Genomic DNA, 14,755 nt, shown 5'->3' with positions numbered 1-14,755 from the left:
GCATTCCCACTCTCGAAACAGTTTGAGGCTCCCTCATTCTGGAGTCGGGAATCGTATCTGGAGGGATGGAGTGACGGCTCCAACCACCGGGTTGGAGATTTGCCATGTTCAAGGTCACCCCGAACCTGCCACAGGAAACGATGAATCCCCAAACGGCCGGCTACGCCTTCGCACACTACGAACTGCCATCCGCCGCTGCACTCAACGACCGGTACCACTGCGCATAGGGCGTTCGCATGACGTTGTGCCGGTTGTAGTCCGGGCTCCCATCGGTCCACCAGGGCGCGCCGCGTTCGCCTAGCGCCACCTTCGCCGCATCGACCCGTGCCCTGGCAACCTTCAGCGCATGGGCATCGTCGTTGCCCATCGCCTGCTTCACGTCTCGCCGCGCCTGCATCAGTTCGTTCACATGCTGCTGGCGCAGCGATTCCGGCAGCGCGGGATTGGAACACCGCCAAAGCCGGTCCTTGACCACGAAGTATCGACCGTCTGGAGTCTGTGGATACCACATGGATGCTCCCCCTCTCTACCCTTTCCAATATCGACAGGGCAAAACCGCTGCAGGCTCCGTTCCGGACAGACTGCCCACCCTCCGACATCACCAAACCGACACCGACAGCGAAGGCCAAAACCGCTCAAGCCCGGGCACGCCAGCAAAGGTTTGACTGTGCCAACTCACAATTATACATTATGTATACATTGTGAATTCATTGATCCACATCAACACATTCAGCTGCCCAGAGCGCGGCGCATCGCCAGAAACCGTGTGCCTGGCGACGTTTGAAAAGTTTTCCCTCCTCTCAGAGTTAACCTGAAATGACCGTCTCACGAAGAAATCTACTGATTGGCGCTGGCGTAGGTGCCGGTATCGTGGCAGCCGGGGGCGCGGCGTCGCTGCTGTCCGATGGTTTGCCAAGCGATCCGGACAGCCTGCAGCGCATCGGTTCGCTGCCCAGCGACGACTCCTCCCCCGGCTGGTTCCACACCAGCCGCCTGCGTCAGCCGCGCCCGCCACTGATTGGCGATGCCCAGGCTCCCTGGGTGGTGATCGGTGGTGGCTTCACCGGCCTGGCGGCAGCCCGCCAATTGGCGCTGAACTTCCCCAATGACACGGTCATCCTCGTCGAGGCCCAGCAGGTCGGTTTCGGCACGTCGGGGCGCAACGCCGGCTTCCTCATCGACGTGCCCCACGACATCGGCGCACCGGACTACATCGGTGACCAGGCCAACGCCAAGAACATCCTGGCGCTGAACCAGCGCGGCCAGCACATCCTTCGTGACCTGGTGGAGCAGCACAACATCGTCGACGCCCAGTTGCGCCACTCCGGCAAGTACCAGGCGGCCATCGAGGACAAGGGCATCGCGGTGCTCAACGCCTACCGTGGCGGCCTGGAGAAACTCGGCGAGAAGGTGCAGCTCATCGAGGGCGACGAGCTGAAGGAGCACATCGGCACCTCGTTCTACCGCAAGGCACTGTTCACCCCGGGCACCATGCTGGTCCAGCCATCGGCGCTGGTCAAAGGCCTGGCCGACAGCCTGCCGGAGAACGTCAAGCTGTACGAAGACACGCCGATCACCGCGGTCGATTACGGTCAGAAAACCACCCTGCACCACCCGACCGGCCGGATCATCGCCGACAAGCTGATCCTCGCCAACAACGCCTTCGGCCAGTATTTCGGCTTCCTGCAGGGCCGCATGCTGCCGATCTTCACCTACGGCAGCCTGACCCGCCCACTGACCGCGGCCGAGCAGGCCAGCATCGGCGGCAAGGACTTCTGGGGCGTGATCCCGGCCGATCCGTTCGGCAGCACCCTGCGCCGCACTCACGACAACCGGATCCTGGTGCGCAACAGCTTCAGCTTCAACCCTGATGGTCGCCACAAGCCGGGCTACACCGACAAGGTTCGCCAGTCCCACCGGTTGTCCTTCGAACGGCGCTTCCCGACGTTGACCAATGTCGAGTTCGAACACACCTGGGGTGGCGGCCTGGCCATGACCCGCAACGGCCAGGGCTTCTTCGGCCAACTGCGCGAGAACGTCTACGGCGCGTTGGGTTGCAACGGCCTGGGCACCGTCCGTGGCACCGCTACCGGCACGTTGCTGGCCAACATGCTGGCAGGCAAGAACGAGAGCCTGACCGAGTTCCTGCTGGCGGCACCGAAGCCGAACTGGAATCCGCCGGAACCAGCGCTGTCGATCGGCGTGAATTTCACGCTGCGTACCGGCCAGGCCCGCGCCGGGCTCGAAGCCTGAGACCCCGAGGGGTTTTATTGAAGAGACAGTCGAACCCGCGTCGGCCAGCCGTGCGCGGGTTCAAGTGTCGATCACTTGAGGATGCCTGCAATGATCAGCAAACTTTCCATCAGTCTCATCAGCGCCCTGGCCTGCAGCTACGCCTTCGCCAACCCACCCGGCAAAGCCGAAGACGTTGCCTATGCGATCGAGAATCCGCTGCGCCCGGGAGCCAAGGCACCGTACTGCGAGACGCAGACTGAAGCCTTCGATGGCTGCACTTTCCACAGCGTCGCCGGCGATGCCTACCGTGCAAAACTGATGGTCAAGCAGGGTGAAACCTGGGTCGCCAGCACGTCGGATGCCGCAACGATCAAGTTCCAGGACGCTGCCGCGACCGAAGTCGTGGATGGCAAGACCTACCAGGTCATCAAGGTCGAGCCCAGCCCGGCGAAAAACGCGGATGTGACCGTCACCTTCGACAAGCTCACCGGCGGCGCCGGCGCGCTCAAGGTCATCGAGCGGCGGCGGATCAACGTCATGATCCACCCGGCGTGATCGATTCAGGGCCTGCACTGCAAATCTCCCTGAAGCGCCGCCCGCAGCAGACTACCGCCGATCGTTCCCACGTACTGCGTGGAAATGCCTCTCTGGACGCTCGGCGTCCGCTCTTGTGACGCAGAGCGTCACGGGCTGCATTCCCACGCGGAGCGTGGGAACGATCAAATCACCTAGTTGCACCACGGACCAATGTGGCGAGCAGGCTTGCCTGCGCTGGGGCGCGGAGCGCCCCCAGATCCGGTCAACGCGATGCATCAGCGGGGTTACGGCTGCTTTGCAGCCGAGCGCGGCGGTGCAACGTCCCGACAAGCCCGCTCGCCACAAAGGCTGCGGCGTGCCCCTTTCGGTTTTTACCGGACACTAGTGACGCGGAGCGTGGGAACGAGCACGCCTACAGGGGACAGTGCGCTTATGCACAATGAGTGTCAGATCGGCGCACGCCCAAGCGGCTGATCCAGACCGCAGCCAGGATGACACCACCGCCCACGAACAGGCGCAGCAGATCTTCGTGCAGGTTCCAGATCAGCAGATTCATCAACAGCCCAACCGGAACGTGCAGGTTGTTCATCACCGCCAGGGTGCCACCGTTGACCAGGCACGCCCCCTTGTTCCACCAGTACATGCCCAACGCCGTGGCGACCAGGCCGAGGAACACCAGCACCAGCCACTGCGCAGTGCCATCCGGCAGGTAATGGGCCTTGCCGAACAGCAGGAAGGCCGGCAACGCCACCGCCAACGCCCCGAGGAAGAAGTAGCCGAAATGCCGGTAGTGCGGCTGGTCGCTCGGATGGCGTGCGACCAGGTGCTTGTACATGACCTGGCCCGCAGCGTAGGTGAAGTTGGCCAGTTGCAGCAGCAGGAAGCCCATGAAGAAGTCCGGGTTGATCCGGTCATAGCGGATCACCGCCGCACCACTGACCGCCACCAGGGCCGCGACCAGCGCCCACGGGTTGAAACGCCGGTTGAGGGCATCTTCGATCAGGGTCACGTGCAACGGCGTGAGGATGGTGAACAACAGGACTTCCGGCACCGTCAGCACGCGAAAGCTCAGGTACAGGCAAACGTAGGTGACGCCGAACTGCAGAGCGCCGATCAGCAGCATGCCGCGCATGAACGCCGGTGGCACCTGGCGCCAGCGGGTCAGCGGGATGAAGATCAACCCGGCCAGTACCACCCGGACCAGTACCGCGAAATAGCTGTCGACGTGACCGGCCAGGTATTCGCCGATCAGGTTGAAGGAAAACGCCTGGATCAGCGTGACGATAAGCAGGTAACCCATGAGGCCTCGTAGATGTTGTGGCCGAACACAACCTCTGTGAGAGCCGGGCTTGCCCGCGAAGCTTTCAGGCTATGTATGAAATCGCTTGAAACTTGGTTATGCGGCGTTAAAAACCGGCTCGGAATGCTCATTGACAACCAGTCAAGTCGGGCGCGCCCCCGGTCGTTCCTCGCCGGTTTTTGCCTTGCTAACCCGCGTTTCAAACAATTTCACACACAGCCTAGCGGCCTTGAGGGCCCATTCGCGGGCAAGCCCGGCTCCTACAGGAGTGGTGTCAAGCCAGGGGAATCAGGAATTTCGCACAAAATGAATGGCGGCGACCTTAACGGCTTTTCCGGCGCGCGGCCATAAAAAAACCCGATCGGGCACGGGGGCCGGATCGGGTTACATGCACTCAGGAGCAACCAGTGCAAAGGGAGGTTCGATGCGCAAACAACTTGAAGGGGCTGTTTGAAGAACTTGCAGACAGTTAACCCCTTCGCGATTAGCTGAAGATTAAGACCTCAGGCGATCTGGGCCAGGCGGGCTTTCGCCTGGTTCAGGCCCTTCTCGTGCAGGTCGCCGCCCATGTTCAGGCCTTCGGCATGGATGAAGTCCACGTCATGGATGCCGATGAAGGCCAGCACCTGGCGCAGGTAGGGTTCCTGGTGGTCGTTGGTGCCACCGGCGTACAACCCGCCACGCGCGGTCAGCACGTAGGCTTGCTTGCCGGTCAGCAGGCCCTGCGGCCCGGTTTCGGTGTACTTGAAGGTCACGCCGGCACGCAGCACGTGGTCCAGCCAGGCCTTGAGGGTGCTGGGGATGGCGAAGTTGTACATCGGCGCGGCCAGCACCAGCACGTCGGCCGCCAGCAGTTCGTCAGTCAGCTCGTTGGAACGTTCCAGGGAAGCCTGCTCGATCGCGCTGCGTTGTTCCTGCGGTTTCATCCAGCCGCCCAGCAGGTTGCTGTCCAGGTGTGGCACCGGGTTCTGCGCCAGGTCACGCACAGTGATCTCGTCGGCGGGATGCGCGGCTTTCCATTGGCTGATGAACTGCTGGGTCAGCTGACGGGAAACCGAGTCTTGCTGGCGGGCGCTGCTTTCGATGATCAGTACGCGGGACATGGGAAGTGCTCCATCGGTGAATGCGTTAAGTCGATGGAGCAAAGATTAAACAGGACGATATCGATTAAAAAGCGGAAAAATCTGCTTCAACCTATCTATAAATTTGTTCATAGAAGGCGCATGCTTATCGGTAATGGAACGGTGGTGTCATTTCGCCGTGCAACTGAGGTTCATCCGCAGCCGGATGATCTTGCGGTTGAACTTGGCGGTGACGTTCACGCTTTTACCGGCCAGCACCTCCACCTGGCGGGTCTTCGGCGCCTCGGGGCCATTGGTGAACACTACCCGGCACAGCGCGTCGGTCTTGCCGTAGTTGTTCAACTGGAGGGAGCCGATGTCCTGGTCGGTGTCATGGGCCGTGTAGTCGATGCTCAGGCCATTGAGCTGTTTCTCGACATCGATCGGGTAGGCAAAGGCGCTGAGCGGTAGCAAGGCCAGCAACACACAACAGAACTTTCTCATTCGGCGGTCTCCAATGTGGACCGCCAGCTTAGGACAAGAGGAACCCAACTTGAAAGCGCCCCGCGTGACCCTCGATCAATGGCGAACGCTGCAGGCCGTGGTCGATCATGGTGGCTTCGCCCAGGCGGCCGAAGCCCTGCACCGCTCGCAGTCGTCCGTCAGCTATACCGTGGCCCGCATGCAGGATCAGCTCGGCGTGCCGCTGCTGCGTATCGACGGGCGCAAGGCGGTGCTGACCGAAGCCGGCGAGGTGCTGTTGCGACGCTCGCGGCAACTGGTCAAGCAGGCCAGCCAGCTCGAGGACCTGGCGCACCACATGGAGCAAGGCTGGGAGGCCGAGGTGCGGCTGGTGGTCGATGCCGCCTACCCCAACGCCCGGCTGGTCCGCGCGCTGACCGCGTTCATGCCGCAGAGCCGCGGCTGCCGCGTTCGCCTGCGTGAAGAAGTACTGTCCGGGGTCGAGGAGGTACTGCTCGAGGGCGTCGCCGACCTCGCTATCAGCAGCGTCAATATTCGCGGCTACCTGGGTACGGAAATGAGCACGGTAGAGTTCGTCGCCGTCGCCCACCCGGAACACGCCCTGCACCGTCTGCAACGACAACTGACCTTCCAGGACCTGGAGAGCCAGTTGCAAGTGGTGATCCGCGACTCCGGCCGCCAGCAGCCACGGGACGTCGGCTGGCTCGGCGCCGAACAGCGCTGGACCGTCGGCAGCCTGGCCACCGCCGCCAGCTTCGTCGGCAATGGCCTGGGCTTCGCCTGGCTGCCGCGCCACCTGATCGAACGGGAAATCCGCGAAGGCCTGCTCAAGCAACTACCCTTGGACCAGGGCGGCAGTCGCCACCCGGCGTTCTACCTGTACTCGAACAAGGACAAACCCCTGGGGCCGGCCACGCAGATTCTCGTCGAACTGCTGCGCACCTTCGACACCGCACCGCTGGATGCACCGTTTGCCGCTCCCCTGCAAGCCTGACAGGACGTTGACCGATGGCCTATTTCGAACACGATGGTTGCAGGCTGCACTACGAGGAACACGGCGAGGGCACGCCGGTTCTGCTGGTCCACGGGCTGGGCTCCAGTGGCCTGGACTGGGAACTGCAGGTGCCGGTCCTGGCCGAGCGCTATCGGGTGATCGTCGTCGACATCCGCGGCCACGGCCGCTCCGACAAGCCACGCCAGCGCTACAGCATCGCCGGTTTCACCGCCGACGTGGTGGCCCTGATCGAACACCTGGAGCTGGGCCCCACGCACCTGGTGGGCCTGTCGATGGGCGGCATGATCGGTTTCCAGCTGGCCGTCGACCGCCCCCGGCTGCTTCGCAGCCTGTGCGTGGTCAACAGCGCGCCTGAGGTCAAGGTCCGCACCGCCAACGATTACTGGCAGTGGGCCAAGCGCTGGAGCCTGGCGCGCCTGCTGAGCCTGAACAGCATCGGCAAGGCCCTGGGCTCGATGCTCTTTCCCAAGCCGGAACAGGCCGAATTGCGCCGCAAGATGACCGAGCGCTGGGCCAGGAACGACAAGCGCGCCTACCTCGCCAGCTTCGATGCCATCGTCGACTGGGGCGTTCAGGAACGACTGTCGGCGATCACCTGTCCAACCCTGATCGTCAGCGCCGACCGCGACTACACGCCGGTCTCGCTCAAGCAAAGCTATGTCAAACTTATTCCCGATGCCCGACTGGTAGTCATCAACGACTCCCGTCACGCTACCCCACTGGACCAACCCCAGGTCTTCAACCGGACCCTGCTCGAGTTTCTGAGCGCAGTCGAAACCACCACCCAGGATCACTGAACCATGCTGAAAAAAATCGCCCTGTTCACCGGCTCCGTCCTGTTCGCCGCCAACCTGATGGCCGCCACCGAGGCAGCCAAGGCGCCTCACGTGCAACTGGTGACCACCAACGGCACCATCGAAATCGAACTGGACCCGGTCAAGGCGCCGATCAGTACCAAGAACTTCCTGTCCTACGTTGACAGCGGTTTCTACAACAACACGATTTTCCACCGGGTGATCCCGGGCTTCATGGCCCAGGGTGGCGGCTTTACCGCGCAGATGAGCCAGAAGCCAACCAACGACCCGATCAGGAACGAAGCCAGCAACGGCCTGCACAACGTCCGTGGCACCCTGGCCATGGCCCGCACCTCCGACCCGAACTCGGCCACCAGCCAATTCTTCATCAACGTCAAGGACAATGACTTCCTCGACCCGGGCCGCGATGCCGGCTACGCGGTGTTCGGCAAGGTGGTCAAGGGCATGGACGTGGTCGACATCATCGTCAACTCGCAGACCACCAACCGTGGTGGCATGTCGGACGTACCCGTGGACCCGGTCTACATCAAGTCGGCCAAGCGCATCGACTAACGGCGGCAGCCGGCCGTGGGCAGGAAGCCTCGGCCGGCTCTGCGTCACCTTCAAGGAGAGCCCGATCGACGGGCACCAGATCCCATGCTCTATCGTCGCTTTGAACAACTGATCGATATCTTCCGCGACGCGCCCACCGCCGCGCCTCCCAACAAGGTCCTGCCCTTCTACCTTTATTACCTGCGCCAGGTCTGGCCGAGCTTCGTCGCCCTGCTGATCGTCGGGCTGTTCGCCGCCTTGATCGAAGTGGCGCTGTTCAGCTACCTGAGCCGGATCATCGACCTCGCCCAGGTCACCCCCAATACCCAATTCTTCTCGGTGCATGGCGGCGAGCTGTTGTGGATGGCAGTGGTCGCGCTGGTGCTGCGGCCGATCTTCTTCGGCCTGCACGACCTGCTGGTACACCAGACCATCAGCCCCGGCATGACCAGCCTGATTCGCTGGCAGAACCACAGCTACGTGCTGCGCCAGAGCCTGAATTTCTTCCAGAACGACTTCGCCGGACGCATCGCCCAGCGCATCATGCAGACCGGCAACTCGCTGCGCGACTCCGCCGTGCAGGCGGTCGACGCGCTGTGGCACGTGCTGATCTACGTGATCAGCGCCATGGTGCTGTTCGTCGAGGCCGACTGGCGCCTGATGATCCCACTGCTGCTGTGGCTCGCCGGCTACTGCGGCGCGCTCTACTACTTCGTGCCGCGGGTCAAGCAGCGCTCGGTGGAGTCCTCCGACGCGCGCTCCAAGCTGATGGGGCGGATCGTCGACGGCTATACCAACATCACCACCCTGAAGCTGTTCGCCCACACCCATTTCGAGCAGCAGTACGCCCGCGAGGCGCTGGTGGAGCAGACCGAGAAGACCCAGCTGGCGTCAAGGGTGGTGACCAGCATGGACGTCGCCATCACCAGCATGAACGGCCTGCTGATCGTCAGCACCACCGGGCTGGCATTGTGGTTGTGGACACAGTCGCTGGTATCGGTCGGCGCCATCGCCCTGACCACCGGGCTGGTGATCCGCATCGTCAACATGTCCGGCTGGATCATGTGGGTGGTCAACGGCATCTTCGAGAACATCGGCATGGTCCAGGACGGCCTGCAGACCATCGCCCAGCCCATCACTGTCACCGACCGCGAACAGGCGCCACGCCTGGCGGTGAGTCGTGGCGAGGTACGCTTCGAGCATGTCGACTTCCACTACGGCAAGCGCAGCGGGGTGATCTCGGACCTCAACCTGACCATTCGCCCGGGCGAGAAGATCGGCCTGATCGGCCCTTCCGGCGCCGGCAAGTCGACCCTGGTCAACCTGCTGCTGCGCCTGTACGACGTGCAGGGCGGGCGGATCCTGGTCGATGACCAGGACATCGCCCAGGTCGCCCAGGAGAGCCTGCGCGAGAGCGTCGGCATGATCACCCAGGACACCTCGCTGCTGCACCGCTCGATTCGCGACAACCTGCTCTACGGCAAGCCCGATGCCAGCGACGCGCAGCTCTACGAGGCGGTGCTCAAGGCCCGTGCCGACGAGTTCATCCCGCTGCTGTCGGACGCCGAGGGACGCACCGGCTTCGATGCGCATGTCGGTGAGCGCGGGGTGAAACTCTCCGGCGGTCAGCGCCAGCGCATCGCCATTGCCCGCGTGCTGCTCAAGAACGCACCGATCCTGATCATGGACGAAGCGACCTCGGCACTGGACTCGGAAGTGGAGGCGGCGATCCAGGAAAGCCTGGAAACGCTGATGGAAGGCAAGACCGTGATCGCCATCGCCCACCGCCTTTCGACCATCGCCCGCATGGACCGCCTGGTGGTGCTGGAGCATGGCCGGATCGCCGAGACTGGCAGCCATGCCGAACTGCTGGCACGGGGCGGCCTGTATGCGCGTCTGTGGCAACACCAGACCGGTGGCTTCGTCGGCATTGACTGAGGCCTGTACAGGCAGAGGTTTGAGACCAGAGGTTTTCTTGCGGCGAGCGAACCTCTTGTAACGAACAGGCCTCTTGTGGCGAGCACACCTCTTGTTGCGGGAAGCAGACCTCCTGTCTTGGGGAGTAGACCTCTTGTCTTGGGGAGCAGACCTCCTGTCTTGGGGAGCAGACCTCCTGTCTTGGGGGAACAGACCTCCTGTGGCGAGCGGGCTTGCCCGCGCTGGGGCGCGAAGCGGCCCTGAAACCGACCACCCCGCTCTACCTGATGTACCGAGGTAGCTGGTCCAGGGGCTGCCATGCAGCCCAGCGCGGGCAAGCCCGCTCGCCACAAAAAGCCCGCTCGCTACAGGAAAGAGAGCCGTCCCAAAAACGCAGGGCAGCCATGAAAGCCTACCAGCCCAAAACCTCAGGGCTGCCGGTAAGGCAGCGCCGCCCTCGCCTCTTCGGCATACTCCAGGATGCCAACCCGCTCGCGTTCAAGGAAGTCCGCCACCGCCGCCTTGAGGCCGGGATGGCGCAGGTAGTGCCAGGAATGGGTGATCACCGGTTCGAAGCCGCGAATCAGCTTGTGCTCGCCCTGGGCGCCGGCGTCGAAGCGCTTCAGGCCGTGGGCGATGGCGTAGTCCATGCCCTGGTAGAAGCAGGTCTCGAAGTGCAGTCGGTCGAACTCGGCCAGGCAGCCCCAGTAACGCCCGTAGAAGCTATCGCCACCAACCAGGCTGAACGCCATCGCCACCGGCCGGCCATCCTGCTGCGCCATGACCACGCGGATCGCCTCCGGCATGCGCTCGGCCAGCAGGCTGAAAAACGTTCGCGTCAGGTACGGCGCCTGGCGGCGTACCGCGTAGGTGTTGGCATAGCAGGCGTAGACGAAGTCCCACTGCGCCTCGCTCAGTTCGCGGCCTTCCAGCCACTCGAACTCGAAACCCTGGGCCGCGACCTGCTCACGCTCCTTGCGCATCTGCTTGCGCTTGCGCGAGCTCAAGGCATCAAGAAAGTCCTGGAAGTCACGGTAACCGCGGTTCTGCCAGTGGTACTGGCAACCCAGGCGCTGCAACCAACCAGGCTGCCCGGCCAGCGCGGCATCGGCCAGGGCATCGGTGAAGTTGATGTGGGCGCTGGACAGTTCCTCGATCTCCAGGTAGCCCGGCAGTGCCGCCAGCAACTCGAAACCGTCCTCGGCGCTGGCCGCCAGCAGGCGCGGGCCACCCACCGGGCTGAATGGCACGGCAGTGAGCAGCTTGGGGTAGTAGGCGATGCCGGCGCGCTGGCAGGCGTCGGCCCAGCCGTGGTCGAACACGTACTCACCGTAGGAATGCCATTTGCGGTAGCTGGGCAGTGCGGCGATCAGCCGTCCCTGTTCGATGTGCAGCAAATGCTCCGGCTGCCAGCCGGTACGCTCGCCGAGGCTGCCGCTGTCCTCCAGGGCGCCGAGGAAGGCGTGACGCAGAAAGGGTTGGCCTGGAGGCACCAGCGCATCCCAATCCTCGGGCGCGATCTCACGGAGGCTTTGCAGGCGTTGTAGCGGCATCGATATCCCCAGGGCAGGTGCATTCGCTGGCGCAGTATCGCGCAGGGAGAGGAGATTAAAAACTATTTCATTGGACTGGGAAGAGGTATGGGGACACCATGTCGCCACGGGTCTGGACAGGCATTGCAAGGCAACTTCCGGAGGGTGGGCTGAACGGGATTTGTAGCGAATTCTAGGGCCTCTTCGCGGGCAAGCCCGCTCCCACAGGCTCCGGGACACACATGAAACTTGTGAACGATGCGGACATTGTGGGAGCGGGCTTGCCCGCGAAGACGTCAGCAGCCACACCGCAAAATACGCAAAAAAACGCCCCGTCGGCATTGCGCCGAGCAGGGCGTGAAGTGAAAAAGAGCTTACAGAAGAGCGCTTACAGCAGTGGAATCGAGTAGCTGACGATCAGGCGGTTTTCGTCCTGGGTGCTGGAAGCCACGGCGGAGCTGGTGCGCCACATGGCGTTTTTCCAGGCAAAGCCCAGGTTCTTGAAGGTGCCCTGCGGAATCACGTAGGCCAGGCTGATGTCGCGTTCCCACTCGCTCTGGTCGCCAGCAGTGTTCTGGATGTTGTCGCCGTGCAGGTAGGTCACGCCGGCGGTCAGGCCAGGTACGCCAACCTTGGCGAAGTCGTAGGCGTAGCGAGCCTGCCAGGTGCGCTCGCCGGCACGGGCGAACTTCTGGATCTGGGCGTCGGTGATGGTGCTGTTGGACGAACCGTCACCCTGGTTCAGCCAAGGGAAGTCACTGTCGCCACGGGTGTACTGGTAGCCGGCACCAAAGGTGTGGCCTTCAACCGAGTACAGGGCCAGGTAGCTGTACAGGTCGTTGTCGACCTTGCCCTTGGTACGGCTGTTGGCTGGCTTGTCATCATAGTAGCCAGAGGTGAAGTAGGCACTGGTATCACCGTTCGAACCGTTGTCACGGCTGCGGTAGTAACGCAGGTCGCTCTTCAGCACGCCTGGACCGATGGCCCAGTTATGCACCAGACCGAGGAAGTTCTGCGAGTAGAAATCCTTCAGCTCGCCATGGTAGAACGAAGCGGTCAGGTCCTTGGTGATCTTGTAGTCGGCACCACCGTAGTAGAACTTGTTGCTGCGACGGCCGGTCGAGGTCGGGTTGTTGGCACCGGCGATGGACAAGCCTTCGTCGTTGCTCGAGTTACGGCCCTTGGCCGCTTCAACTTGACCTGCGACCAGGGTCAGGTCCTTGATTTCGTTCGACTTCAGCTCGCCACCGGTGAAGGTCTGTGGCAGCAGGCGACCATCGTTGTACTTGATGACCGGGTTGTTCGGCAGCAGGGTACCGATCTTCAGCTCGGTCTGCGAAACGCGAACCTTGCCGGTCACACCCAGGCTGCCGAAATCATTGACGGCCTTGGCATTCTTGCCATCGGTGGCTTGAGCCGGGAACATGCTGGTGCCGTAGGAAGTGGTGGTACCACCGTTGGTGCCACGGCCGGAGTCCAGACGAATACCTTCCAGAGCGATCACATCCAGACCGAAGCCGACGGTGCCCTGGGTGTAGCCGGAGTTGAAGCGCAGGTCGAAGCCCTGACCCCACTCCGAGGCCAGGCTCTGGGCAGGCTTGCCACTGCGGTTATCGGTGTTGATGTAGAAGTTACGCAGACCCAGGGTCGACGTAGCACCTTCGACAAAACCTTTGGCGTCAGCCTGGCTCTCGGCAAATGCCTGTTGGGACAAAACCCCTACGGCCACTGCCAGGGCCAAGGTGCACTTGTTCATTGTTTCGCTCCTCTGGATTCAAACGCTTCGGGTCTGTTTTGCGACGTCCACTGTCATCGTGCGGGGGCACGGCTGTTGCCGGGGACTGACCCGCTTTGTTGGGAGGGAATCTTGGCGTGGGGTTATTTCAGGACCGTTGCCGTTATATAAAGCTTTTATGACAACGGAACTTTTTAGAGCAGGCAGAAAAAAGCGCAAAGCCCCGATCTACGGGGCTTTGCGCTTTAGGTAATGGCTTTTTGAGATTATTGCGGCGCTGTCTTTTTCCACATGCCGCCAGACAGGCAGCGCTCGATCAACGCTTGCGCAGGATCACGCTACCGATCGAATAGCCGGCACCAAACGAGCTGAGCACCGCCAGCGAGCCGGCCGCCAGGTCGTCCTGGTTCTTGTGGAACGAAATCACGGAACCGGCCGAACTGGTGTTGGCGTAGGTGTCGAGGATCACTGGCGCTTCCTCTTCGGTCGCATCGCGCCCCAGCAGCTTCTTGACGATCAGGTGGTTCATGCTGAGGTTGGCCTGGTGCAGCCAGAAACGCTTCACGTCACCCACGTTCAGCTGGTTCTCCTGCAGGTGCTGGCCGATCAGCTCCGCCACCATCGGGCAGACGTCGCGGAACACCTTGCGGCCTTCCTGGACGAACAGCTTGTCGCGGGCATCGATGCCCTCTTCACCCGCGCGGTTGAGGAAACCGAAGTTGTTGCGGATGTTGTTGGAGAACTTGGTCAGCAGCTTGGTGCTGACGATGTCGAACTGGTAGGGCGAGGTCGCCAGGTCCGCGCGCTCGATGATCACCGCCGTTGCCGCGTCACCGAAGATGAAATGGCTGTCGCGATCGCGGAAGTTCAGGTGGCCGGTGCAGATTTCCGGGTTGACCATCAGGATCGCCCGGGCCTGGCCCAGTTGCACGCTGTTGCAGGCGTTCTGGATGCCGAAGGTCGCCGAGGAACAGGCGACGTTCATGTCGAAGCCGAAACCCTGGATACCGAGCGCTTCCTGAACCTCGATCGCCACCGCCGGGTACGGCCGCTGCAGGTTGGAGCAGGCGACGATCACCCCGTCGATGTCGGCGGCGGTCTTGCCGGCCCGTTGCAGGGCCTGCTCGGCGGCGGCCACGGACATCTGGCAAAGGATCGACCACTCGTCATTGCTGCGCTCGGGCAGGCGCGGCTTCATCCGCTGCGGATCGAGAATGCCGTCCTTGTCCATGACGAAACGGCTCTTGATGCCCGAGGCCTTTTCGATGAAGGCGGCGCTGGACTCGGTCAAGGCCTGAACCTCGCCGCGCTCGATGGCTGCCGCATTTTCCTCGTTGAACTGCTGTACATAAGTATTGAAAGAGTGCACCAGCTCTTCGTTGGAAATGCTGTTGGCCGGGGTGTACAGGCCGGTGCCGCTGATGACGACGTTATGCACGGTCGTTCCTCTATGTTCTGTTCAGGCAGAAGGCATTGGTACAGTCGTACCAACATGTAAAAAGGCCAACCCCTGAAAACGGGGTGGCACCGATGGTGTTCTTCCGGCTCAATCGCCGAACCGGGCATTTATTCCGCGAAGTGTGCCATAAACACG

General features: G+C 62.4%; 13 protein-coding genes. 6 read left to right on the top strand and 7 right to left on the bottom strand.

Going from position 1 to position 14,755, the window contains the following annotated elements; translation table 11 throughout:
- Positions 1 to 175: 175 nt before the first annotated feature.
- Complete coding sequence (locus HU752_RS08720; RefSeq protein WP_186677894.1) at positions 176 to 511, bottom strand: hypothetical protein; 336 nt, start codon at positions 509 to 511, stop codon at positions 176 to 178.
- 419 nt (positions 512 to 930) lie between these two features.
- Between HU752_RS08720 and HU752_RS08715 the strand changes: the two genes are divergently transcribed.
- Positions 931 to 2,253 carry an NAD(P)/FAD-dependent oxidoreductase gene (locus tag HU752_RS08715; RefSeq protein ID WP_202894679.1) on the top strand — a complete coding sequence of 441 codons (1,323 nt, stop codon included), beginning with the start codon at positions 931 to 933 and terminating at the stop codon, positions 2,251 to 2,253.
- Positions 2,254 to 2,343: 90 nt separating this feature from the next.
- Positions 2,344 to 2,790 carry a hypothetical protein gene (locus HU752_RS08710; protein ID WP_186677898.1) on the top strand — a complete coding sequence of 149 codons (447 nt, stop codon included), beginning with the start codon at positions 2,344 to 2,346 and terminating at the stop codon, positions 2,788 to 2,790.
- 412 nt (positions 2,791 to 3,202) lie between these two features.
- Here the strand turns inward: HU752_RS08710 and HU752_RS08705 are convergent, their stop codons facing one another.
- The 3 genes from HU752_RS08705 to HU752_RS08695 all read right to left on the bottom strand — a co-directional run bounded on the left by HU752_RS08705 (position 3,203) and on the right by HU752_RS08695 (position 5,637).
- A complete protein-coding gene (locus HU752_RS08705) occupies positions 3,203 to 4,072 on the bottom strand; it encodes a carboxylate/amino acid/amine transporter (RefSeq protein WP_186677900.1) in 870 nt (289 codons plus the stop codon).
- A gap of 503 nt (positions 4,073 to 4,575) precedes the next feature.
- Positions 4,576 to 5,175: an FMN-dependent NADH-azoreductase gene (locus HU752_RS08700; protein ID WP_186677902.1), complete on the bottom strand. Its 600-nt coding sequence runs from the start codon at positions 5,173 to 5,175 to the stop codon at positions 4,576 to 4,578.
- A gap of 147 nt (positions 5,176 to 5,322) precedes the next feature.
- Positions 5,323 to 5,637, bottom strand: coding sequence for a 3-phosphoglycerate kinase (locus HU752_RS08695; RefSeq protein WP_186677905.1), 315 nt, complete (start codon positions 5,635 to 5,637; stop codon positions 5,323 to 5,325).
- Positions 5,638 to 5,686: 49 nt separating this feature from the next.
- Here HU752_RS08695 and HU752_RS08690 point away from each other — a divergent pair, with 49 nt between their 5' ends.
- From HU752_RS08690 to HU752_RS08675, 4 genes are all read left to right on the top strand, one after another.
- A complete protein-coding gene (locus HU752_RS08690; RefSeq protein WP_017903336.1) occupies positions 5,687 to 6,610 on the top strand; it encodes a PA3225 family LysR-type transcriptional regulator in 924 nt (307 codons plus the stop codon).
- A gap of 14 nt (positions 6,611 to 6,624) precedes the next feature.
- Entirely contained in the window at positions 6,625 to 7,428 is an 804-nt protein-coding gene (locus HU752_RS08685; RefSeq protein ID WP_186677908.1) for an alpha/beta fold hydrolase, read from the top strand.
- Positions 7,429 to 7,431: 3 nt separating this feature from the next.
- Entirely contained in the window at positions 7,432 to 7,998 is a 567-nt protein-coding gene (locus HU752_RS08680) for a peptidylprolyl isomerase (protein WP_186677911.1), read from the top strand.
- Positions 7,999 to 8,082: 84 nt separating this feature from the next.
- Positions 8,083 to 9,915: an ABC transporter ATP-binding protein gene (locus HU752_RS08675; protein WP_186677914.1), complete on the top strand. Its 1,833-nt coding sequence runs from the start codon at positions 8,083 to 8,085 to the stop codon at positions 9,913 to 9,915.
- Positions 9,916 to 10,322: 407 nt separating this feature from the next.
- Here HU752_RS08675 and HU752_RS08670 read toward each other — a convergent pair whose 3' ends face one another.
- The 3 genes from HU752_RS08670 to HU752_RS08660 form a co-directional block, all read right to left on the bottom strand.
- Positions 10,323 to 11,447 (bottom strand): GNAT family N-acetyltransferase, encoded by a 1,125-nt coding sequence (locus tag HU752_RS08670; RefSeq protein WP_186677916.1) that lies wholly within the window; start codon positions 11,445 to 11,447, stop codon positions 10,323 to 10,325.
- 367 nt (positions 11,448 to 11,814) lie between these two features.
- The gene (locus HU752_RS08665) at positions 11,815 to 13,182 is read right to left on the bottom strand and encodes an OprD family porin (RefSeq protein ID WP_186677918.1); all 1,368 of its coding nucleotides are present in this window, start codon (positions 13,180 to 13,182) and stop codon (positions 11,815 to 11,817) included.
- 295 nt (positions 13,183 to 13,477) lie between these two features.
- Positions 13,478 to 14,599, bottom strand: a complete 1,122-nt coding sequence (locus HU752_RS08660; RefSeq protein WP_186677920.1) for a beta-ketoacyl-ACP synthase III — start codon at positions 14,597 to 14,599, stop codon at positions 13,478 to 13,480.
- Positions 14,600 to 14,755 lie beyond the last annotated feature (156 nt).

Origin of the sequence: Pseudomonas vanderleydeniana (assembly GCF_014268755.2) — a bacterium.
Classification (GTDB): domain Bacteria; phylum Pseudomonadota; class Gammaproteobacteria; order Pseudomonadales; family Pseudomonadaceae; genus Aquipseudomonas; species Aquipseudomonas vanderleydeniana.
Note: the sequence above shows the minus strand (reverse complement) of the source record. Positions and strands in the feature narration are given on the sequence as shown.

Excerpts from the sequence above, each read along its gene's own strand:
- HU752_RS08720 (WP_186677894.1), bottom strand. The coding sequence starts at position 511 with ATGTGGTATCCACAGACTCCAGACGGTCGATACTTCGTGGTCAAGGAC.
- HU752_RS08710 (WP_186677898.1), top strand. The coding sequence starts at position 2,344 with ATGATCAGCAAACTTTCCATCAGTCTCATCAGCGCCCTGGCCTGCAGC.
- HU752_RS08705 (WP_186677900.1), bottom strand. The coding sequence starts at position 4,072 with ATGGGTTACCTGCTTATCGTCACGCTGATCCAGGCGTTTTCCTTCAAC.
- HU752_RS08700 (WP_186677902.1), bottom strand. The coding sequence starts at position 5,175 with ATGTCCCGCGTACTGATCATCGAAAGCAGCGCCCGCCAGCAAGACTCG.
- HU752_RS08695 (WP_186677905.1), bottom strand. The coding sequence starts at position 5,637 with ATGAGAAAGTTCTGTTGTGTGTTGCTGGCCTTGCTACCGCTCAGCGCC.
- HU752_RS08685 (WP_186677908.1), top strand. The coding sequence starts at position 6,625 with ATGGCCTATTTCGAACACGATGGTTGCAGGCTGCACTACGAGGAACAC.
- HU752_RS08680 (WP_186677911.1), top strand. The coding sequence starts at position 7,432 with ATGCTGAAAAAAATCGCCCTGTTCACCGGCTCCGTCCTGTTCGCCGCC.
- HU752_RS08675 (WP_186677914.1), top strand. The coding sequence starts at position 8,083 with ATGCTCTATCGTCGCTTTGAACAACTGATCGATATCTTCCGCGACGCG.
- HU752_RS08670 (WP_186677916.1), bottom strand. The coding sequence starts at position 11,447 with ATGCCGCTACAACGCCTGCAAAGCCTCCGTGAGATCGCGCCCGAGGAT.
- HU752_RS08665 (WP_186677918.1), bottom strand. The coding sequence starts at position 13,182 with ATGAACAAGTGCACCTTGGCCCTGGCAGTGGCCGTAGGGGTTTTGTCC.